The following is a 20,000-nucleotide window of genomic DNA, read 5'->3' as shown; positions in this document are numbered from 1 at the left end:
ATCGAGGGCGGGCGCCGTATCGCCGTACTCGGCGAGATGCTCGAACTCGGCGCCGACAGCGCGGCCGAGCACCGCGCCGTCGGGGAGTACGCCGCCTCCCGGGCCGACGTGGTGGCCACGGTCGGCGAGGCCGCCCGGCCGATCGCCGACGGCGCTGGAGAGCGGGCGGTGGTGCTGGCCGACAACGACGCGGCCGTCGACTGGCTGCGCGGCCACCTCGCCGCCGGCGATGTGGTGCTGGTCAAAGCGTCGCGCGGCGCGCGCCTCGATGAGGTCGCCGCGGGGCTCGCGTAGCTCGCGCGGTCTCGGCGGGGTGGGCGGGGGGCCGCGCCGCCGTACACCGGTCCGCCACCGTACGGGTCGGGCCACCGTATGGGCCGCGCCGCCGTACCGGTCCGCCGCCGGACCGGTCGGGCTGCCGGACCGGTCCGGCTGCCGTACCGGTCCGCGCCGAGCGGTGCCATCCACGGGCGCCAACGGCGCGGACGAGCAGGACTCGGTGTCAGGGCCCCGCTTCGCCGTCGACCCCGCACCGACCGTCGTCCATGAGGCGCGAGTCCTCGGCGCGCGGGATCGGGGACCTCGTCGAGGGCGACGGCCGCGTGTGACACTCGGGCGGGGCCGTGTGAACAGGACCGTCCTACGAACAGTAGGACTCCACCGTGGTCCCGTACTACGAATCGGCCGGGGACCTGAGGACGGCCAGTGCCTACAGTGACGGGAACGGCACCGCCCGGTCGGCAGCCGCCGCCGACGGACGTCCCCTGCGACGGCCGTCAGCCGGGCCGGTGGTGTCGGCCGACAGAAAGGCGCCAGTCAGATGGACAGCGGAGTCGTGGTCAGCCTGCGTGATGTGGGCAAGAGATTCGGGACATTCACCGTTCTCGACGAGGTGAGCCTGGATGTGACAGCCGGGGAGACGGTGTGCGTCATCGGGCCCAGCGGCTCGGGAAAGTCGACGCTGCTGAGGTGCTGCAACCTTCTGGAGATCCCCGACAGTGGTGATCTGCACGTCGGGGGCACCCGCTACCACCCCCTGCCCGCAGGCCGAGGTCGCGCCGCCGCGCTGCGGGAGCTGCGCAGCCGCTCGGCCATGGTGTTCCAGAGCTTCGAACTGTTCCCGCACCTGACCGCCGTGGAGAACGTCGCGCTCGCGCCCATCAGGGTGCGCAACGTGCCCAGGGATGAGGCGCTGGAGAGGGCACGGAGCCTGCTGGAGAGGGTCGGACTGCGTGAGTTCACCGAGGCCCGCCCCTCGACACTGTCGGGCGGGCAGCAGCAGCGGGTGTCCATCGCCCGCGCCATGGCCATGGAGCCCGAGGTGCTGCTGTTCGACGAGCCCACCTCGGCGCTGGACCCGGAAATGGTCGGCGAGGTGCTGGAGATCATCCATGAGCTGGCGACCACGGGGGCGACGATGATCGTGGTGACCCATGAGATGCAGTTCGCCCGCAACGCGGCCACCCGTGTCGTGGTGATGGACGCCGGGAAGATCCTGGAGGTCGGTACACCGGATCAGGTGTTCGACGCACCGAGCCATCCCAGGACGAAGCGCTTCCTCCAGGCCCTCGCCCGGTCCAGCCAGGCAGTCTGACGTGACGGCGACGCCCGATACGCCTGATTCCGCTCGGCCGGGCAGTGACGAGGTCGAAGCACTGCGCCGCATCGCCGCGACGGTCAACTCCAATCTGGAGCTGGGGACCGTCCTCGACGCGATCGTGTCGGCGGTGTCCGCGTTCACCGAGTGGAAGCTGTGCTGGGTCATCGCCCTGGATGTTCCGGCCGGGGTCGCCGAGGTCATAGCGCGCGAGGACCGGCTCACGTACTCGGGCAGCAGCAGTCAGCGGTTCTGGCCCATCGACGAGATCCCCGCGAGGGACGTCGTGGGAGGCACGGAGCCGATCGTCATCCACGACGCCCACGAGTCGCAGTACCGGTTCTACGCGGATGACGCTCGTCGGCGCGGATACCGCTGCGGTGTCCTTCTGCCGCTTCGCGAGCCCGACCTCGACGGACGTTCCCTGGTTCTCGCGGTCCAGCGCCCGCAGGCCGGGCAGGTGGACGGCGCGGCGCTCGCGTTCCTTGAGGCCGTCGCCGACCTCTCGTCCGTCGCCCTCGTCAACGCGGGCAAGGTCGCACAGGAACAGCGTGACATCGCGGAGCTGGTCCGGGCCGCGGCCGTCCTGCGCACCGGGCTGGCGGGGACCCTGGCGGGGCAGGACGGGGAACAGATTCTCACAGCGGTCGCCGAAACACTGGACATCGCGATCGTCGTGGTGAACCACCAGCTCACCCCCATGGTCACGGTGGTCGGCCGGAACTGGTCGCCCGCGGGGGAGGGCGCCACCGACTATGTGTCCCTCGCGCAGAACGCGGCCCGTCGCAGGAATGGTGAGGCCCCGCAGACCGGCCGGGAGAGGGAACAGGACCGGCCCAGGAACCGCCGCACCCCGTCCGGGCCTGGTACCTCCGGGAAGCCTGTGGCTGGTGCGCCCGGAAAGGCTCCGGGTGCTTCCGGCGGTTCAGCCGCCGAGAGAGCCGAGACAGAGGGGGACGCCTTCACGGCCCAGGGTCTGTCCGGGGCCCAGGGTCTGTCCCGGGTGCGGGAACCGTCCGGGGTCCGGGTCAAGATCACTGAGCTGCTTCCCGAGTCGGAGCGTCCCCTGCTGGCCTGCGTCCTGCGCCGTGGACCGGCGAGCCGGGTCGAAACGGCTCTCGACTCACTCGTGAACGTCGCGGTCGGCATTGTGGTGTCCCGGTCGCTGCTGGCTTCCGCCGAACAGGACCGGGAGACCGACACGGCCCTGACCGAACTGGTCCGCCGTTCCCCCATCGACCCCCTGGCGCTGCGAATACGCCTGGCGGCGCTGGGTCTTCCACCGCCGATGCGCTGCCGGATCGTCCGGATATCCGCCCGCTCCCCGGTGGATACCGATCTGCGCCGGGTACTGAGCGACGTGCACAGTGTGCTCCGCGCCCGGCGGGTCAGCGGAGTCGCCGTGGGCTGGGTGGACAGCAGCGTCGTGCTGGTGCTGCCCGCCGCCGACGACCACCACGAGGCGCTGACGGCGATCCGGGGGATGCTGCGAGGCGTCGGCGGGATCGGAACCACGCTCACCGCCGTGGTGAGCAGTCCGGGACCGGTTCCCGCCGACGGCCCCCGGATGTGGGCCGAGTGCGAGACCCTCACCCTGGTGGGGGCGTCGGGCGCGGCCGGGGACATCGTGGCCTACGACCGGTTCGGCGCGCTCGCGTTCCTGCTGACCTCCTGCCACGACGGCGCGGCGGTCAGATTCGTCGAGTCCCAGATCGGCCCGCTCCGCCGCTACGACGACGACCACTCCGGCTCGCTCGTCGAAACCCTGGAGGTGTTCCTCCAGACATCGGCGCGGCTCCAGGAGACGGCTCGGCTCCTGTGCATACACGTGTCCACGCTGCGGTACCGGCTCGACCGGATCACCGAAATCCTTGGAACGGATCTGAAGGGTTCCGAGGAACGGTTCTCCCTGGCCCTCGCCTGCCGGCTGATGCATATTGTCGACGCCGCTGCCGGACCGGCCGAAAATGGTGGACCTGTAGCAAAAGCAGCAGGCAGTGGTAAAAGTTCGTCGGAATCGAAGGAAGGAACGGAAGAGCCGGGTCTGTAGCGTTCAAGGTGTCGAAGACAAGTCCGCGGGACGAATAGCGCGGATACCGATTCGAATTCATTGGACGCAACATGGAACTCGGGCTTTTCCTCGCCTATCAGGTCAACAATGACGCACAAATGGACGGCCTTTACGACCGCATGGTGGAATACGCGGTCCGGGCCGACGAGAGCGGGTTCACCCGGGTCTGGACTCCGGAACACCACCTCGTGCAGTTTCTGCCCTCACCCTCGGCGCTGATCACCGCGGTCCACATAGGACAGCACGTGAAGTGCCGAGTGGGCACCGGGGTGGTGGTCCTCCCGTTCCACCAGCCCCTCCAGCTCGCCGGGGAGATCGCGGCGGCCGACAACTCCCTCGGCGGGAGGCTCGACCTCGGCGTGGCCAGGGGCGCGTACCGCTACGAGTTCGAGAAGTTCGGTCTGTCGTTCGCCGAGAGCCGGGACCATTTCATCGAGAACCTGACAGCGGTCGAGACGCTGCTGCGCACCGAGGACGCCCCGGTCGGCTTCACCGGGCGGTTCTCCTCCTTCCACGACGCCTATGTGTGGCCACGTCCGGTGCAACGTCCGATGCCTCCGGTGTGGATGGGGGTGCAGAGCCCGCCGGGTGTCGAGGACGCCGCCCGGCGTGGCTACGACGTACTCAATTCCCTGTTCTTCTGGGACGACGACCACATGCGTACGGTCGCCGAGGCATTCCACCGGGGAAAGGCGCAGTCCTCCCGCGACGATGCCCGGCTCGGAGTCACCCGGTACGCGTTCGTCACCCGTGACGACAAGGAGACCGAGCAGCGCATCGAGGAGGTCCTGGAGGGCTGGCGCATCCACGCGCAGCTCCATGACTTCACCCAGAACGCCGACCCGCTCGGCCGGGTGCGTCCGGCCCCGCAGGAGAACGAACCGACCGTCGACGACCTGCGCGACCGTTTGTTCATCGGCACCGGCGACGAGATCAAGGAGAAGCTCCGCCGGTACCGCGATGCGGGCGTGGACATGATCAACCTCAACCTCGTGGGGGGCGCTCCCCGTGACGAGACGCTGGAGACCATCGGCCGGTTCGGCGAGCTGCTCGCCGAGGTCAACGCCGGATCCGGGATGTCAGCCGATTCCGGGATGTCAGCCGGATCCGGGATGTCAGCCGAGTCCTCGGCATCAGCGGAGGGCCGCGGCCATGGTGAGCCAGTCCATGCCCGCTGAGCACGGGAGCTGCGCAGTGGAGATCGCCGACAAGGCCGTACCGGTGCACGAGTACAAGCAGTTCGCCGGATCGTTCCTCACCGGGGTGGCCGTTGTCACCGCGCGGGACCTGGACGGTGATCACGGGTGCACCGTCAGTTCCCTGTCCAGCGTCAGCCTGGCCCCGTCCCTGATGATGGTGTGCCTGCACCGGATGTCACAGACACTCCGGGTGATCGAGCGGACGGGGCGGTTCGCGGTGAGCCTGCTCGCCCAGGGAGAGCAGGCGACTCGGACCGCGCTGGCCTTCGCCCGGCCGGGGCGTGACGCGTTCGACCAGGTCGCTCTGGAGCGCAGTCCCGCCGGCCTCGCGCTCAGCCCCGTCGCGGTGGCGCAGGCCGAACTGACCGTCCAGGCACTGCACGACGGTGGCGACCACGCGATCGTTCTGGGCACCCCGGTCTGGACCTCCGCCGCCGACGGTGTCCCCTTGGCCTACTGGAGATCACGGTTCCTGTCATGACCACTCATCCCACCGACCCCAGCTCCGTCCCGGACCGGGCCGGCCCCGGTGGTCACGCGGGGCCCGCCGCCGGCCCGGACCGGAGCGGCCGGGGCAGCGACTGGAGCGCCGACTGGAGCGCCCTCACCCGCGACATCGTGTTCGACCGGATCTGGTCCCGCCCAGGGCTGACCACACGGGAGCGCCGACTGGTCACGGTCGCCCTGCTGGCGGCCTCCGGCGCCGAGTCGGCCGCCCGGTTCCACCTCCGGGCGGGCCTGGACGAGGGCATCGACGCGGACGACTTCTACGAACTCGTCGCACACACCGCCGTCTATGCGGGATGGGCCACCGGAGGGCGCGGGATCGGCTGGCTGCGCTCCGTCGTGGCAGACAGGGAGGCGGACCGGTGAACGGACCATTCGCCACTCAGGACGTCCAGGGCGTCCGCGACCGGCTCGCGGAACTCTGCGCCGAACTCGTCGTCGCGGGCGGTTCGGTCCGTCCCGAGGAGTCGTTCACTGTGAGCGCCCCGGGGATGCCCGCGCTGACCTGGTCCTGCGCCGACGCGGGGCCCGGTGACGCGGACCGCGCGCTGGACGCGGCCTGGAGCTGTTACCCCGGCTGGGCGGCGACGCCCGTCTCCGAACGGGCGGCGCTCGTCCGGCGCTGGGCCGCCCGGATCGAGGACGACACGGACCGGTACGCGGCCGTGATCGCCGTCGAGGCGGGGAAATCGCTGCCCGAGGCCCGGCGCGAGACGCTGTTCACGGTCGCCACGCTGAAGACCTTGGCCGATACGGCGGAGGACTTGCTCACCGGGGCCGGCCCAGGGGTGCGCCGGGACCGCATGGTCACGGTGCGGCAGCGCCCCCTGGGCCCGGTCCTCGCGATCACCCCGTGGAACTTCCCGCTGTCGCTGGCCGCGCGCAAGACAGCGTCCGCACTGCTCACGGGCTGTCCGGTGATCCTCAAGCCGTCCGAGCTCACCCCCGCATCCGCGCTGCTGATGGGGCGTGACCTCGTCGCCGGAGGAGCGCCCGAGGGATCCGTTTCGGTGCTGCCGACCACCCGGTCGGCCGACCTGACCGGCGCGCTGACAGGTGACCCGCGACTGCGAAAAGTCTCGTTCACCGGCTCGACAGAGGTCGGCCGGGCGGTCCTGCGCGCGACCGCCCGGAACATCCAGCGGGTGTCGCTCGAACTCGGTGGCAACGCCCCGTTCGTCGTCTGCCCCGCGCACGACGCCGAGAGGGCCGCGTCCGGTGCCCTCGCCGCCAAGCTGGCGAACAACGGCCAGGCGTGCACCGCGGCCAACCGTCTGATCGTCCCCGAGGATGCCCGCCGGGTGCGGACGCTGGTGGCCGAGCGGTTCCAGGAACTGGGCATCGGCTGGAGCCTCGACCCGGAGGCGTCCCCGGTCGGACCAGTCATCAGCGCGGCGGCCGCCGAACGCGTCGAGGCCCTGGTCTCCGATGCCCTCGCCCGGGGGGCACAGGTGGTCAGGGCCCGCGCCGAAACTCCGGAGTACGGCCATTACGTACGCCCGGCGCTCGTTCTCGGAGTGGAGCCGCACTGGCCCATCGCCAGGCAGGAGGTCTTCGGGCCCGTCCTGCCGGTGCTCACCTACCGGGACCTGGACGAGGCCGTACGGATCGCCGGCGACACCGAGTACGGACTCGCCGCCTACGTCTACGGCACCGCGCCCGCCGAGGTGGCCCGCGTCGCGGACGGTCTGGACACCGGCCTCGTCGCGGTCAACCACCCCTCCGTGTCCCACCCCGCGGCCCCCTTCGGCGGGGTCAAGCACTCCGGCTACGGCCGCGAGAACGCGGCGGAGGGACTGTCCGAGTACATGTCCGCCACCAGCACCATCGGGGATCTCGAATGACACCCATCACCGCCACCAGCCGTCCAGCCGGCGAGTCCGTCCTCCGGTCGTCCCGGATCTTCACCATGGACGCCGACCGCAGCATCGTGGACGGTCATGTACACATCCGTGACGGCCGGATCGTCACCGTCACCGAGGGCCCGTGGAAGGGGCCCGCGCACATCCCCGTGACCGACCACGGAGACCGGCCCCTGCTGCCCGGCTTCGTGGACCCGCACGTCCACCTGGAGATGAGCGCCGCCGCCCTGTGGGGAACGGTTGACTGCCACACCCCGCCGTGCTCCTCCATCGACGATCTTCTCAGCCAGCTCCACGACCACCGTGATCTGCGGGAACAGCGCGGCGGATGGCTGATCGGCCAGGGCGGCCTCTTCGCCGACCGGCGGTTCACGGACGGTCGCCTGCCCACCCGGGACGATCTGGACAAGGTCTCCACGGAATTCCCGATCGCCATCCGCTTCGGCGCACATGTCACCGTGCTCAACTCGGCCGCCCTGGACATCGCGCGTGAGTCGGGCCTGCCGGAGACCGGGGACGCGCACATCGGCACCGACGGCACCGGGCGCTGGACCGGCATCCTGCACGAGCTGTACTACGCACTGCCCATACCCGTGATGACCCGGGACGATCTGCGGTCGGCGGTGGAGGCCGCGGCGCAGCGGTATCTCACCCGCTACGGCGTCACGACGATCGGCGAGATCACGAACACCCCGGAGGGCATCGAGCTGCTCGCCGAGGCCGCGGGCACGCGGGTGCCCCAGCACGTACGGGCCTTTGTCTGGTCACCCGGCACGATGGGCCTCGACACGGTGTGCGCACGCGCGGAAGCGGGACTGCTGCCCCGCACCGGGGCGTTCGACGTCGCCGGGGTCAAGATCTTCGTCGATGGGGGGTTCTCCGCCGCGGGGGCCGCCGTCCTGCGGCCGTATCGCTCCAACCCGGGGTCACGGGGCAGGATGGCGTACGACCGTACGGCGCTCACCGACCTCGTGCGCCGGACGGACGAGGCGGGCCTCCAGGTCGCCGCGCACGTCAACGGCGAACGCGCCCAGGCCGAGCTGTGCGCGGCCACCGTCGCGGCGCGCTCCGGCCGCGCCCGTACGTCTCCCCGTATCCGGCTCGAACACGCAGGCAACGTCCTCACCGACCCCTCGACCGTGGACCGGTGGGCCGAGGCGGAGGCGGTCATCGTGCCGCAGGCCGGGTTCATCTGGACGATGGGCAGCTTCCTCACCGACTACCTGGGCGACTACGCGGCCGACGCCCGCTTCCCGTTCCGCTCCCTGCTCGACCGAGGAGTGACGGTCGCGTCCGGCTCGGACGGCGCGGGCTCGGAACTCCTCCAGTTCAACCCGATGTTCGGCGTCCAGTGCGCGGTCGGCCGGGTCTCCTGTACGGGCGAGGTGGTGGCCCCGTCCGAAGCCGTCACCGTGACCGAGGCGCTGGCGATGCACACGATCTCCGCGGCCGAGGCCCTCGATGTCGCGGACACCCGCGGCTCCCTGGAGCCCGGCAAGCGCGCCGACCTCGTCGTTCTGCCCCAGGACCCCACCACCGCCGGTGTCGCCGGCCTGGCGGACCTCCTGCCGGAACAGGTGCTGTTCGCCGGCGTGCCCGCGGACCTCGGGAAGGACCGGCCGTGATCACCGAGTTCCGCCGCTACCGGGTCACGGCGGGTGACCTCCCCGATCTCACGCACCGCTTCGCGCACCTCGTGACCCCGCTGTTCACCGCGCACGGGTTCCGGGTCGAAGGCGCGTGGACGCCCGCCGAATTCCTCGGGACCCGGCCATGACCTGACCATTCCGGGCTCTTCGGCCGGTTCGCGGCCTCCCCGGCCAGAGCCGCCTCCCGGCCGCGTGATCGCCGTACCGGAAAAGATGACGCGGAGAGACGGTGCGGGGAGCGGAAACGGAAACGGAAACGGAAACGGAAACGGAAACGGAAAACACCGTCCGCTCCTGTCCTTCCTGCGAATCCGGGCCGGGAACTTCCACCGAAACGACGAGGGCTGTCCCGGCCCCACTCGACTTACAGTGTGCCGACCCCCCAACCTCATACCTCGACAAAGGAGACGGAAAGTGAACCTGAGAGCATCGGCGAGACGCCTCTTCCCACGTAACCCGCGGATGGTCGGCTCCGCCATCGCGGCCCTGGTCACCCTCACCGCGACGGCCACGGCCTGCGGCGGTTCGGACACCGGCGGGCACCAGAGCGACGGCGTTCCCTTCAAGACCGCGGAGAAGGGTCATCTGACCGTCACCTATTCAGAGAGCTACCTTCCGAAGATCGCCACAGGAGAGGAAGGGAAACTCATAGGGTACGAAGGATTCCTGCTGACCAAGGTCGCCGAGAAGTACAAACTGAAGCTGAAGCTGAAGCCGACCGAGTTCGCCTCCCAGATTCTTTTCGTGGCTCAGGGGAAGGCCGATGTCGGCACCGGGACCTACTACACGGACAAACGGGCCAAGCAGGTCTTCTACAGCCGGCCCAACATCAATGACCGACTGGGCGCGCTGATGCTGAAGAGCGCCTCGTGGTCGGGCGTCGACTCCCTGAAGGGAAAGCGGATCGCCTCGGTGACGGGCTTCTCGTACAACGACTACCTCATCAAGGCGTACGGAGAATCGAATGTGAAGCTGTTCCCCTCCTACGCCGAAGCCGCCAAGGCCACGTTGAACAAGCAGGTGAGCGCCTTCCTGGGTTCCACCGGAACCGCCCCTGGCATCATCAAGCAGAACCCCCAGTTCACCCTGCACGCTCTCGCCGACGGTGATCTGGACCTGCCGCCGAACATCCTCGTCTCGGCCGCCCACGACTACGTACGCTGCGACAACCCGGGGCTCGCGGACGCCGTCGACGAGGTCCTGGACGAGCTGATCGAGTCGGGTGAGTGGCAGAAGCAGCTCGACTCCTGGGGTGTCGGCGGCAAGGAGTACCTGCCGTCCAGGAACCGTCCCGACCAACTGTGCGCATGACCAGCGGCGCCGGCTCCCGCACCGGGACATGAGGGAAAGGAGGCAGCAGTGGAGACAAGCTGGATCAGCTTCCTGATCCGTGGGTTCGAGACGACCGTCATGCTCGTGGTCATCAGCTCGGTGATCACCGTCGCCGCCGCGGCGGTCGTCGCCTTGGGCCGGATCAGCACCAGACGCTCGGTACGGCTACTGACCAGGGTCTATGTCGAGGTGTTCCGCAGCATCCCGCTGCCGGTGCTCCTTGCCGGACTGTACTTCGGTTTCGGCCCGCAGTTCGAGAACATCGGCGTCACCGCCTTCGGACTCGCGGTCCTCGGACTCGTCCTGAACGAGACCGCCTACCTCGCCGAGGTCTACCGGGGTCTGATCTCCTCGGTCAGGATCGGCCAGTGGCGCGCGGCGGCCAGCCTCGGTCTCACCCGGTGGCAGACCCTGCGTCACGTGCTCATCCCGCAGGTGACGACCGCCGCGGGCCCCCAGACGGCCAACGGGATCATCTACCTCGTCAAGGGCAGCGCCCTGGCCTCCCTGATCACCGTGCCGGAACTGACCATGTACGGGACCCGGCTGGTCGTCGACACCTTCCGGCCACTGGAGGTGTACCTGCTCATCGCAGTGTTCTACCTGCTCCTCACCGTCCCGGTGGCGTACGTGACCCGTGCCATGACCGGACGCCGGGGTCGCGTCCGCTCGGAGCGCGGGCCGCACACCCGCCGGGACGCTCCCCGGGACAGTGCAGAATCGTCACCGCAGCACACGGAGAAGGCATGGACATCTACCTCGACCTGATCTCGAAGGCACTGCCGGTCACCCTGTCGGTGAGCGCCTGCGCCTGGCTGGTGGCCGCCGTACTCGGTCTGGGCCTCGGCCTTCTCGGCGGCTCACGTCACCGTGCCGTACGTGAGGGCCAGTTCTTCGTGAGCACGGTGCTGCGCGGCATGCCCGAGGTCCTGGCGATCTACCTGCTGTTCTTCGGCCTCACCGACTACGGCATGGACTTCTCCCCGTTCAGCGCCACGGTCGTGGCCCTCGGTCTGACCCAGGCCGGATTCTGGTCCGAGGCGGTGCGCGGCACGCTCGATCTCGTACCGCTCCGGCAGCGCGAAGCGGGCCAGTCGCTCGGGCTGTCCGCCCTCCAGGTCAACCGCCATGTGGTGCTCCCACAGATTGTCCAGCCGCTGCTCGCACCCGCGTTGAACATGTTCGTCGCCCTGATGAAGCTCACCGCCATCGCCGCGGCGGTCGGACTGCCCGAACTCCTCCACTCAGGCCGCGCGGAGATGGACCGCACCTATCAGGTCATCCCCGTCGTCATCGCTCTCGCCGTGATCTACATCGTGGTGACCCTGCCGCTGACCCATCTGGTAGGTGTCGTCGAGCGGCGCAGCCGCAGCCGGTCGACCCAGGAGTCGATGCCGGTGTTCTCCTGAGCGGCCGGGCGGCCGGTCCGTCCACCACGAGATCCGGACTCATCGCCCGCGCCGCCTCATGTAAAGGTCGAAGGCCCGGTAGATCATCGGCCGCAGCGGCAGGTCCCACTCGCCGACGTACCGCACCGCCTGACCGCCGGTGCCGACCTTGAACTGGATCAGCCCGAGGTGCGGGTCGTCGGCGTCGAGGGTGGGGGTGATGCCGCGCAGGTCGTAGACGTCGCAGCCGGCCGCCAGTGAGTCGCGGATCATGGCCCACTGGCAGGCGTTGGAGCCGCGCACCTCGCGCTTCCCGGTGGAGGAGGCGCCGTAGGAGTACCACGCGTGGGCACCGACGCGGACCAGGATGGTGGCGGCGACCAGGTCGCCCTGGTGGTGGGCCAGGTAGAGCCTGATCCGCTCGGGATCCTCGGCGCGCAGCACCGCGAACATGGTCTCGAAGTAGCGCAGCGGCCGGGGCGTGAAGTGGTCGCGCTCGGCCGTGTGGACGTAGAGGTCGTGGAACGCCTTCAGATCCTCGCCGACCGTGACCTCGACTCCCTCCTTGGCTGCCTTCTTGATGTTCCGGCGCCAGAGCTGGTTCATGCCCCTGAGCAGCTCCTCCTCGGTCCTGCCGGCCAGCGGAACCTCGTATCTGAACTGCGGATGCCCGACCCCGAAGCCGTCCTGGGGGCTCTGCGGCAGCCAGCCGGCGTCCCTGAGCCGGCTGGTCACACGGGCGCCGACCGGATCGGCCCACTGGCCGGACAGCTCGGTGAGCCGCTTGACGCCCGGATCGGCGATGCCCGCCTTGACCTGGTCGGCGCTCCAGGTGTTCGTGCAGACCGGCGGGCCGAGCCGGATCGCGAACGCGCCTTGTGCCTTGAGATGGGCCGCCAGCGGGTCGAGCCAGGCACCGATCTCACCGGTCCAGTCGATGACCGGGCCCTCGGGCAGATAGGCCAGCGTGGCGCGCTCGAACTTCGGCACCGGGCGGTGCAGGACGAGCCCGGCGCCGACCAGCTGCCGGCCGTCGTGCCAGCCGATGGACTCGCTGCGCCACTCGGTCTTGACCCGGCCCCAGGCCGGGGTCTGCAGGAAGCTGACCGACCGCTGTGTCCGCACGAACGCCAGGTGTTCGGCGGCGCTGATCGGCCCGACGGTCAGACCCCCGCCCGCCGCCCCCGCCCCTCCGTGGTGCGCGTGCGCGGGGGCGTGCGTGGGGGCGTGCGCGTGCTCGTACTCTTGCGAGTTCATCGGGCCGCCGTCCTCGCGCCCGCGATCTCGGACGGCTCGCTGACGCACCCCGGATACCACCGGCTCCGGGCCACTGTTCGGGCTGGTTCGCTGTAGGACATGCCTCCAGTCAAGGCGGCGCGGTGTTGCCGACACGTATACGGATTTCGATACGCCGACGATATGCCGACGAGAGGTTCCGGGCCGCGCCCCACCATGCGGCCCCACGAGGCGGCCCCACGCGGTGGCCCTGCGCAACGGCCCCACGCGGTCGCTCTACGCGGTGGTCATCAGCTGATGGTCACCAGCTGAGTCGGGCCGCCACCGGCAGATGGTCGCTCCCGGTGGCGGGCAGCACCCATGAACTCGCCGGCCGCACGCCGTGGACCAGGATCTGATCGATCCGCGCGACCGGGAACCTCGCCGGCCAGCTGAACCCGAAGCCGTCACCGGCCACATCCTGGGCCGAGCGCAGCCGTGAGGTGATACCGGCGAAAGCGCGGTCGTCCGTGGTGCCGTTCAGATCACCGAGCAGCACCACCCGCTCGTTCGGCTCGGCGGCGACGGCCTCGGCGAGCGCCCGCGCGTTTCGGTCCCGCGAGTCCGTCCCGAAGCCTCCCTTGGGATGTACCCGTACGGACCCCAGGTGGGCCACATACACCGCCAGCGGACCGCGGTCCGTGGCCACCGTGGTGCGCAGCGCCCGGTTGTAGGGCAGCTTGACGTCGGCCGGCTTGGTGTCCCCCAGCGGGCCGTAGTCCATCTCGATGTCGACCGGCCGGGTGTCCGACAGCGGCGACTTGCTCCACAGCCCGACCGTGCCCTGCACTGTGCGGTACGGATACGTCTTCGCCAGGCCCTTCTCGTACAGCGGCTTGGCCTGCGCGGTGATCTCCTCAAGCGCCAGCACATCCGCGCCGGACGCGGCCAGCTCGCGGGCGGTCCCGGCCGGGTCGCGGTTGTCGGCGCCGACGTTGTGGGTGACCACCATGAGGTCGCCGCCCGGGTGGGACTTGTCGCCGAGCAGCCCGCCGAAGAGGCTCAGCCACACCGTGACCGGCAGCAGCAGCGCGACCACCGCGGAGGCGGAGCGGCGCCACAGCGCCCCGGTCAGCAGCACCGGGATGAACAGGCCGAACCACGGCAGGAAGGTCTCCACCAGGCTGCCGATGCCCCCACGGTCCGTGAGCCGCGCGTGCAGCAGCAGGAGCAGGCCCAGCAGCAGCGCGAGCGCCGCGACGACGAGGCCGCGCTTCCAGGGCCCCGGCCGGGTGGCGCCGCGGAGTACCCGGCGGACGCGCGCGCGGCGGGTACCGGGGCCGGTGTCCGTGCGCGTACCGGGCCCGGTGTCGCGGCGGGCGGCGCCGGCCGTCCCGGTCTCCGCCGTGTCCACCCGCGTCATCGTCTGTCCTGGTTCACTGCCGGGTTCACTGCCGGTCACTGCTGTGTCCTCGGGTCCTGGGCGGGGGCGGCATACGTCCCCGTACTCGGCGACCGCCTCCCGACGACTGTCGGGCCGGCGGTCGGGGCGACCGCCTGGAGCCGGCCCATCCGGCGGGACGCCGATCGCGGGTTTCGATGCATACCGCCAGTCAAGGCGGCGCGGTGTTGCCGACACGTATGCGGATTTCGATACGCCGCCGATATGTCCTGACTCGTAGCATCAGCGGTATGCGTGTACTGATCGTCGAGGACGAGCCCTATATGGCGGAAGCCATCCGCGACGGGCTGCGTCTGGAGGCGATCGCCGCCGACATCGCCGGTGACGGCGACACCGCGCTGGAACTGCTGAGCGTCAACGCCTACGACATCGCCGTCCTCGACCGCGACATCCCCGGACCGTCCGGTGACGAGATCGCCAAACGCATCGTCGCCTCCGGCAGCGGCATGCCGATCCTCATGCTCACCGCGGCCGACCGGCTGGACGACAAGGCCACCGGATTCGGCCTCGGCGCCGACGACTACCTCACGAAGCCGTTCGAACTCCGAGAGCTGGTCATGCGGCTCAGGGCGCTCGACCGCAGGCGTGCCCACAGCAGACCACCTGTACGGGAGATCGCGGGCTTGCGGCTGGACCCGTTCCGCCGCGAGGTCTACCGGGACGGCCGCTATGTCGCGCTGACCAGGAAGCAGTTCGCCGTGCTCGAAGTCCTCGTGGCCGCCGAAGGCGGTGTCGTCAGCGCCGAGGACCTGCTGGAGCGCGCGTGGGACGAGAACGCGGACCCGTTCACCAACGCCGTACGCATCACCGTCTCGGCGCTGCGCAAGCGTCTCGGCGAACCCTGGATCATCGCCACCGTGGCCGGCGTCGGCTACCGCATCGACACAGCGCCCGGCACCGGACGTGAGGGAGCAGACCGTGGATAGACAGCCCGGCATGAGCGTTCGCGTCAAGCTCACCCTCAGCTACGCCGGGTTCCTCATGCTCGCCGGCGGCCTGCTGCTCGCGGCGGTGTGGGTGTTCCTCCTTCGCTACGTCCCCGATCGGGCCATGCTCATCGACCCCGATGACAGGCCCGGTAGTGTCTTTCCCGTCCGGTCCGTCCTCCTGGAGGTCTTCGCTCCGAGGGCAGCCGCCGTACTGGTGTTCCTGCTGGCATTCGGTCTTGTGGGAGGGTGGCTGCTCGCCGGCCGCATGCTCGCCCCGCTGAACCGCGTCACGGACGCCACCCGGATGGCCACGAGCGGATCGCTGTCCCACCGTATCCGGCTGCCGGGCCGCAATGACGAGTTCCGCGAACTCGCCGACGCCTTCGACTCGATGCTCGGCCGCCTCGAAGCACACGTCGCCGAACAGCAGAGATTCGCGGCCAACGCCTCGCACGAGCTGCGCACCCCGCTGGCGATCTCCAAGGCCCTGATCGACGTGGCCCGTACCAATCCGACCGCCGACACAGGCGAACTCGTCGAACGCCTCCACGCCGTCAACACCCGGGCCATCGACCTCACCGAGGCGCTGCTCCTGCTCAGCCGCGCCGAGCAGCGGTCCTTCACCCGGGAACACGTCGACCTGTCCCTCATGGCGGAGGAAGCCACCGAAACACTCCTCCCCCTCGCGGAGAAGCACGGCGTCACCCTCGAAACCAGCGGCGACATCGCCCCCACGACCGGATCACCGGCACTCCTCCTGCAACTGACCACGAATCTCGTACAGAACGCGATCGTCCACAACCTGCCCGGACACGGCAGCGGCAGCGTATGGGTCCACACCGGCGTCCGCCCCACCACCGTGGTGCTCACCGTCGAGAACACCGGCGAGCAGGTCACCCCCCAACTGGCCTCGACCCTCACCGAACCGTTCCAGCGCGGCACCGAACGCGTCCACACCACCGACCCCGCGGGCGTCGGCCTCGGCCTGGCCATCGTCAAGACCATCACCCGGGCCCACGACGGAACGCTCACCCTCACCCCGCGCCCCGCCGGCGGGATGCGCGTCACGGTGGAACTACCCGCGACGGCGGAGCACAGCGGCGGGTGACCTCCCGATGATCACCTCGGTCGCGGTACACGGCCGAGGAACACCAACCTGTCACCGGCGGCACACCGCCCATACCGTCTTCCCCCGGGGATTGTGCGGCAGCACGCCCCAGTCGTCCGCCAGCGCCTCCACGAGCAACAGGCCGCGCCCCGACTCGCCATCCGCGTCAGCCCGTCGAACGGGCGGACGGTCGCCACGAGCGTCCGTGACCTCGACCCACAGCTCCCTCGCGTCGAGCACGACGATCAGCCGGGCCCCCCGACCGCGCACCTTGCCGTGCAGGGCGGCGTTCGCGGCGAGTTCGGCGATCAGTAGGGGTGCGGTGGCGAGGAGATCGCCGTCGCGCCCCTCCCCCGGTGCCAGCCGTTCCGTGAGCCACCGCTCCGCGGTCTGACGCACGACGCGAGCTCCGCGACGGGTGGTGGGGAAGAAGGTGCGGAGGCTCATGTGGCCGGTGTTCGCGAGGGGTTCACGGGTCGCGGGCCCGGATTCCTGGTTCATCTCACCGAGGGTGACGGGCCCGTTCTACGGTGGGGAGTACCCGCTGCGGTACGACACGCGTCTGTCAGGCCGTACGGGCAGGCTGTCCGGGTGGCGGCCCGAAATGTACGGGCGTCCGCCCGTGACATCCGCCGGTGACGGTCGGTGGGGTGTTCGACGGCAGAATCAGAGAACGGGGGTGCGCGATGGCGGCACAGGGCGATACGAGCACGGAGGACCCGGCGGGTTCGGAAGAGGTCGCGGAACTCTTCCGCGCCATCGGCCGCATGATCAAGGCCGCGCGGGAACGGGCCGGGATGAGCCAGCGGGAGCTGGGGCAGCGGGTCGGATACAGCGAGGAGCAGATCTCCTCGATCGAACGCGGACGGCGGACGCCCCAGCCGGACTTCCTGGTGACGGCGGACGAACTGCTGGGCTGCGGCGGTCTGCTGGCGGTACTGGCGGAGGACGTACAGCGGGCGAAGTCGCGGCGGCGGGTGCGGCATCCGGAGTGGTTCCGGGATTACGCGGCGTTGGAGGCGCAGGCGGTGGAGCTGCACGACTACAGCTCCCTGGCCATCCCTGGCCTCCTCCAGACGGAGGGTCACGCGCGTGTGGTGTTCGGCACGCGGCAACCCATCCTGGACGAGGAGACCGTCGACCAGCGGGTGGCAGCACGACTCGACCGCCAACAGATCTTTCAGAGGTGGCCTCCACCGTTCACAACGTTCACGATCGAGGAGTCTGTGTTGCGGCGTCCCCTCGGCGGGTGGGACGTTCACCACGAGCAACTGGAAGCGCTGATTCAGTTCAGCAGACTGCGCAGTGTCGAACTCCAGGTACTCCCGATGGATCGTGAGGAACACCCGAGCCTGGGAGGGCCGTTCATCATGCTGACCCCCAAGGGCAAGTCACAAGCGGCGTACTTGGAGGTCCAGCACATCAGCCGTCTGATCACAGACCCCACGGAGGTCCGTATCCTTGCGGCACGTTACGGCAGCATCAGGGCGCAGGCGCTCACTCCCAGTGAGTCACGTGTCTTGATTGAGAAGCTTCTGGGAGATCGATGAACAGCGAACAGCACGCACAGTTGAACTGGTTCAAGAGCAGCTATAGCAGCGGCGAGGGCGGTGCGTGCGTCGAGGTCGCCACAGCTGTCCCCCAACAGCCCACACAGCCAGAGTGGTTCAAGAGCACGCACAGCGGGGACGAAGGCGGCGAATGCGTGGAGGTCGCCACCGCCACCGCCGCAGTCCACGTACGGGATTCCAAAGAGCGCGGTGGCCCTCAGCTCATATTCACGCCCAACGCGTGGTCCGGATTCGTTGCCGAAGTCGGGCTGAGCCGGTCGCACTGACCGGCCCAACCGACCCATCCAAACTCAGCTGTCGTGCCGAGGCCCCTTGCCCGGCGGCGGGTCCAGCAACGTCTGGTACGCGCCGCCGGTCCTGCGGGCCTCTTCCATGCGGTCGTAGGCGTCTTCGCAACACGCCCTAGGAGCCTTGGGGATCTTGAGCGGTCGGCCCCTTGAAGAACCAGATCAGGACCACCGACGCGATCATGCCGAGGGCCACGAGTGAGGCCCCGATCAAGAAGATCTCCGGCGCCTGTTCCACTTGCGTGCGCCGGTCCTCCACCAGCCCGTCGTAGGTGCTGGACGTGCCGCCGAGACACCAGTGGCGGTCATCGTCGGGCATCAGATCATCACCGCACATGACCGGCTGATCGGCCGTGACATGATCGTAGACAGCCGTGCCGGCGAGGGTGAGTCCCATCGGAATCCCCGTTGCGGCGAGAACAAAGCAGAGCACCAACCCCAAGCAAGGAAGACATTCCCTGCCGCGTCGAGCACTCTCCGACAACGTGATCACACTCCCGGCCGCCCAGATCTGAGGAGTGACGCTCGCGGCTGCCGGCCGGTCCCACGTCTGCGACGAGGGACTTCACCCCTGCCTCGATCACTCGATCAGACCAACGACGGGACTGAGGACGGGGAAACGGGCCTCGCCAAACGAACCCCGCGGCTTCGCACCCGGCGGGCGTCCTGGACGCGGTCGGTGATCAGCCGGAGTTCGAGAACGGCCGTACCGCAGACCTGCCCCGCGCCGACCGCGCCACTCCGATGACGTAGAACATCGAGGCTTGCCGGGGAACAGGCCGGCGCCGACTCTGCGGACGGATGTCGCTGCCGATCGGGCAAACGCCTGCGCACGCGCCAACGCTGGATCAACGGCGACGGCCATGTCGTCGTTGACGTCTGCTACGACCACCGCTACGACGTGATCGCCAACGTGCTGGCGTATCACGCCCGCCACCGCGGCGCGGCCGAAGACCTGCCGAGAGGCCGTAGACCTGGCCGAGATACTGCTTCCGGCCGCTCCGGGCGTTACCCGCGCGGTCGTCCTCGTCACCGACCCCACTCAGCTGGCCCTGTGGCGCACCCTGCTGACGGGCGCCGAGACGACCTCGGCCGTCCCCGTGGTGCTGCGCCGCCACGATCGCCGCAGCCTGCGCGGCTGGGCTCAGCGTGTCGAGATGTTTCACCCCGCGCCTTCGCCGAACCGCTCATGCCAGTCCGGCGCACAGCTGGTCCTGGGCAGGGTCGAGGACGGCGACGGGAGTCGCCATCGCACCGGCTGGGTGTCACTGGTTGAGGAAGTCGAGGAGTGCTTCGTTGACTTCGTGTGTGTGGGTGGTGAGGAGTCCGTGGGGTGCGCCTTCGATTTCGATGTAGGTGGCGGTGGGGAGGAGTTTGGCGAAGCGGCGTGCGGTGGCGTCGATGGGGAGGGTGCGGTCGGCGGTGCCGTGGAGGATGAGGGAGGGGACGTCGATGCGGGGGATGTCGGGGCGGAAGTCGGTGGGCCAGGTGAGGGGGGCTGCGGCGGCGGCGATGGGTCCGGAGCCGGCCGCGATGTTCCAGGCGTTGCGGACGGCTTCCTCGCTCAGGCGGGTGCCGAGGTTTTCGTCGGCGTTGAAGAAGTCCTGGTAGAAGCCGGTGAAGAAGGCGTAGCGGTCCTTCTTGACCGCTTCGGAGACGCCTTCGAAGAAGGCGGGGGGTGCGGCGCCGTCGGGGTTGTCGTCGGTGATGGCGAGGAAGGGTTCGAGTGAGGCGAGGAAGGCGGCCTTGCCGATGCGGGCGGAGCCGTAGGTGGACAGGTAGCGGGCGACTTCGCCGGTGCCCATGGAGAATCCGACGAGGAC

The 20,000-nt window shown here is 69.6% G+C and carries 21 protein-coding genes; 16 read left to right on the top strand and 5 right to left on the bottom strand.

What is annotated here, in order from left to right:
• The 12 genes from ACWF94_RS09650 to ACWF94_RS09595 form a co-directional block, all read left to right on the top strand.
• Positions 1-294 (top strand): glutamate ligase domain-containing protein (locus ACWF94_RS09650; RefSeq protein WP_453486369.1); only part of this gene is annotated, 294 nt, incomplete at its 5' end.
• Positions 295-820: 526 nt separating this feature from the next.
• Positions 821-1,594 carry an amino acid ABC transporter ATP-binding protein gene (locus tag ACWF94_RS09645; RefSeq protein ID WP_453486367.1) on the top strand — a complete coding sequence of 258 codons (774 nt, stop codon included), beginning with the start codon at positions 821-823 and terminating at the stop codon, positions 1,592-1,594.
• A 1-nt stretch (position 1,595) separates the two neighbouring features.
• On the top strand, positions 1,596-3,647 hold the full coding sequence (locus tag ACWF94_RS09640) for a helix-turn-helix domain-containing protein (RefSeq protein ID WP_453486365.1): 2,052 nt from the start codon (positions 1,596-1,598) through the stop codon (positions 3,645-3,647).
• Positions 3,648-3,718: 71 nt separating this feature from the next.
• Positions 3,719-4,846 carry an LLM class flavin-dependent oxidoreductase gene (locus ACWF94_RS09635; protein ID WP_453486363.1) on the top strand — a complete coding sequence of 376 codons (1,128 nt, stop codon included), beginning with the start codon at positions 3,719-3,721 and terminating at the stop codon, positions 4,844-4,846.
• Entirely contained in the window at positions 4,836-5,348 is a 513-nt protein-coding gene (locus ACWF94_RS09630) for a flavin reductase family protein (protein WP_453486362.1), read from the top strand. Before ACWF94_RS09635 ends, ACWF94_RS09630 begins: the two co-directional genes overlap by 11 nt.
• Positions 5,345-5,740 carry a carboxymuconolactone decarboxylase family protein gene (locus ACWF94_RS09625; protein ID WP_453486360.1) on the top strand — a complete coding sequence of 132 codons (396 nt, stop codon included), beginning with the start codon at positions 5,345-5,347 and terminating at the stop codon, positions 5,738-5,740. Before ACWF94_RS09630 ends, ACWF94_RS09625 begins: the two co-directional genes overlap by 4 nt.
• Positions 5,737-7,218 (top strand): aldehyde dehydrogenase family protein, encoded by a 1,482-nt coding sequence (locus ACWF94_RS09620; protein ID WP_453486358.1) that lies wholly within the window; start codon positions 5,737-5,739, stop codon positions 7,216-7,218. Before ACWF94_RS09625 ends, ACWF94_RS09620 begins: the two co-directional genes overlap by 4 nt.
• Positions 7,215-8,861: an amidohydrolase gene (locus ACWF94_RS09615; RefSeq protein ID WP_453486356.1), complete on the top strand. Its 1,647-nt coding sequence runs from the start codon at positions 7,215-7,217 to the stop codon at positions 8,859-8,861. The genes ACWF94_RS09620 and ACWF94_RS09615 overlap by 4 nt, the downstream gene beginning before the upstream one ends.
• Positions 8,858-9,013: a hypothetical protein gene (locus tag ACWF94_RS09610; RefSeq protein ID WP_453486354.1), complete on the top strand. Its 156-nt coding sequence runs from the start codon at positions 8,858-8,860 to the stop codon at positions 9,011-9,013. The genes ACWF94_RS09615 and ACWF94_RS09610 overlap by 4 nt, the downstream gene beginning before the upstream one ends.
• Before the next feature lie 286 nt (positions 9,014-9,299).
• Positions 9,300-10,196: a substrate-binding periplasmic protein gene (locus tag ACWF94_RS09605; protein WP_453486352.1), complete on the top strand. Its 897-nt coding sequence runs from the start codon at positions 9,300-9,302 to the stop codon at positions 10,194-10,196.
• 48 nt (positions 10,197-10,244) lie between these two features.
• Positions 10,245-10,985, top strand: coding sequence for an amino acid ABC transporter permease (locus ACWF94_RS09600; protein ID WP_453486350.1), 741 nt, complete (start codon positions 10,245-10,247; stop codon positions 10,983-10,985).
• Positions 10,964-11,626 (top strand): amino acid ABC transporter permease, encoded by a 663-nt coding sequence (locus ACWF94_RS09595; protein WP_453486348.1) that lies wholly within the window; start codon positions 10,964-10,966, stop codon positions 11,624-11,626. The genes ACWF94_RS09600 and ACWF94_RS09595 overlap by 22 nt, the downstream gene beginning before the upstream one ends.
• A gap of 39 nt (positions 11,627-11,665) precedes the next feature.
• Here the strand turns inward: ACWF94_RS09595 and ACWF94_RS09590 are convergent, their stop codons facing one another.
• Together ACWF94_RS09590 and ACWF94_RS09585 are read right to left on the bottom strand one after the other, a co-directional pair.
• Positions 11,666-12,862, bottom strand: a complete 1,197-nt coding sequence (locus ACWF94_RS09590) for a lipid II:glycine glycyltransferase FemX (protein WP_453486346.1) — start codon at positions 12,860-12,862, stop codon at positions 11,666-11,668.
• Between the two features lie 280 nt (positions 12,863-13,142).
• Positions 13,143-14,243, bottom strand: a complete 1,101-nt coding sequence (locus tag ACWF94_RS09585; protein ID WP_453486345.1) for an endonuclease/exonuclease/phosphatase family protein — start codon at positions 14,241-14,243, stop codon at positions 13,143-13,145.
• 269 nt (positions 14,244-14,512) lie between these two features.
• Here ACWF94_RS09585 and ACWF94_RS09580 point away from each other — a divergent pair, with 269 nt between their 5' ends.
• Together ACWF94_RS09580 and ACWF94_RS09575 are read left to right on the top strand one after the other, a co-directional pair.
• Complete coding sequence (locus tag ACWF94_RS09580) at positions 14,513-15,208, top strand: response regulator transcription factor (RefSeq protein WP_453486343.1); 696 nt, start codon at positions 14,513-14,515, stop codon at positions 15,206-15,208.
• A gap of 10 nt (positions 15,209-15,218) precedes the next feature.
• Positions 15,219-16,319, top strand: coding sequence for a sensor histidine kinase (locus ACWF94_RS09575; RefSeq protein ID WP_453486341.1), 1,101 nt, complete (start codon positions 15,219-15,221; stop codon positions 16,317-16,319).
• Between the two features lie 51 nt (positions 16,320-16,370).
• Here ACWF94_RS09575 and ACWF94_RS09570 read toward each other — a convergent pair whose 3' ends face one another.
• Positions 16,371-16,820 (bottom strand): ATP-binding protein, encoded by a 450-nt coding sequence (locus ACWF94_RS09570; protein ID WP_453486339.1) that lies wholly within the window; start codon positions 16,818-16,820, stop codon positions 16,371-16,373.
• Positions 16,821-17,005: 185 nt separating this feature from the next.
• Here ACWF94_RS09570 and ACWF94_RS09565 point away from each other — a divergent pair, with 185 nt between their 5' ends.
• Positions 17,006-17,869 carry a helix-turn-helix domain-containing protein gene (locus tag ACWF94_RS09565; RefSeq protein WP_453486371.1) on the top strand — a complete coding sequence of 288 codons (864 nt, stop codon included), beginning with the start codon at positions 17,006-17,008 and terminating at the stop codon, positions 17,867-17,869.
• Positions 17,866-18,156, top strand: a complete 291-nt coding sequence (locus tag ACWF94_RS09560) for a DUF397 domain-containing protein (RefSeq protein WP_453486337.1) — start codon at positions 17,866-17,868, stop codon at positions 18,154-18,156. The genes ACWF94_RS09565 and ACWF94_RS09560 overlap by 4 nt, the downstream gene beginning before the upstream one ends.
• A gap of 136 nt (positions 18,157-18,292) precedes the next feature.
• Here ACWF94_RS09560 and ACWF94_RS09555 read toward each other — a convergent pair whose 3' ends face one another.
• The gene (locus tag ACWF94_RS09555) at positions 18,293-18,574 is read right to left on the bottom strand and encodes a hypothetical protein (protein WP_453486336.1); all 282 of its coding nucleotides are present in this window, start codon (positions 18,572-18,574) and stop codon (positions 18,293-18,295) included.
• An 868-nt stretch (positions 18,575-19,442) separates the two neighbouring features.
• Positions 19,443-20,000, bottom strand: a 558-nt coding sequence (locus ACWF94_RS09550; RefSeq protein WP_453486334.1) for an alpha/beta hydrolase, incomplete at its 5' end; no start/stop codon positions are given.

It is taken from the genome of Streptomyces sp. NPDC055078, from assembly GCF_053607985.1.
Note: the sequence above shows the minus strand (reverse complement) of the source record. Positions and strands in the feature narration are given on the sequence as shown.

What these genes read in the sequence shown, in the direction of transcription:
- ACWF94_RS09590 (WP_453486346.1), bottom strand. Translation starts at nt 12,862, where the DNA reads ATGAACTCGCAAGAGTACGAGCACGCGCACGCCCCCACGCACGCCCCC.
- ACWF94_RS09615 (WP_453486356.1), top strand. Translation starts at nt 7,215, where the DNA reads ATGACACCCATCACCGCCACCAGCCGTCCAGCCGGCGAGTCCGTCCTC.
- ACWF94_RS09575 (WP_453486341.1), top strand. Translation starts at nt 15,219, where the DNA reads ATGAGCGTTCGCGTCAAGCTCACCCTCAGCTACGCCGGGTTCCTCATG.
- ACWF94_RS09560 (WP_453486337.1), top strand. Translation starts at nt 17,866, where the DNA reads ATGAACAGCGAACAGCACGCACAGTTGAACTGGTTCAAGAGCAGCTAT.
- ACWF94_RS09635 (WP_453486363.1), top strand. Translation starts at nt 3,719, where the DNA reads ATGGAACTCGGGCTTTTCCTCGCCTATCAGGTCAACAATGACGCACAA.
- ACWF94_RS09555 (WP_453486336.1), bottom strand. Translation starts at nt 18,574, where the DNA reads ATGGGACTCACCCTCGCCGGCACGGCTGTCTACGATCATGTCACGGCC.
- ACWF94_RS09580 (WP_453486343.1), top strand. Translation starts at nt 14,513, where the DNA reads ATGCGTGTACTGATCGTCGAGGACGAGCCCTATATGGCGGAAGCCATC.
- ACWF94_RS09630 (WP_453486362.1), top strand. Translation starts at nt 4,836, where the DNA reads ATGCCCGCTGAGCACGGGAGCTGCGCAGTGGAGATCGCCGACAAGGCC.
- ACWF94_RS09585 (WP_453486345.1), bottom strand. Translation starts at nt 14,243, where the DNA reads ATGACGCGGGTGGACACGGCGGAGACCGGGACGGCCGGCGCCGCCCGC.
- ACWF94_RS09565 (WP_453486371.1), top strand. Translation starts at nt 17,006, where the DNA reads ATGGCGGCACAGGGCGATACGAGCACGGAGGACCCGGCGGGTTCGGAA.
- ACWF94_RS09645 (WP_453486367.1), top strand. Translation starts at nt 821, where the DNA reads ATGGACAGCGGAGTCGTGGTCAGCCTGCGTGATGTGGGCAAGAGATTC.
- ACWF94_RS09625 (WP_453486360.1), top strand. Translation starts at nt 5,345, where the DNA reads ATGACCACTCATCCCACCGACCCCAGCTCCGTCCCGGACCGGGCCGGC.
- ACWF94_RS09570 (WP_453486339.1), bottom strand. Translation starts at nt 16,820, where the DNA reads ATGAACCAGGAATCCGGGCCCGCGACCCGTGAACCCCTCGCGAACACC.
- ACWF94_RS09595 (WP_453486348.1), top strand. Translation starts at nt 10,964, where the DNA reads ATGGACATCTACCTCGACCTGATCTCGAAGGCACTGCCGGTCACCCTG.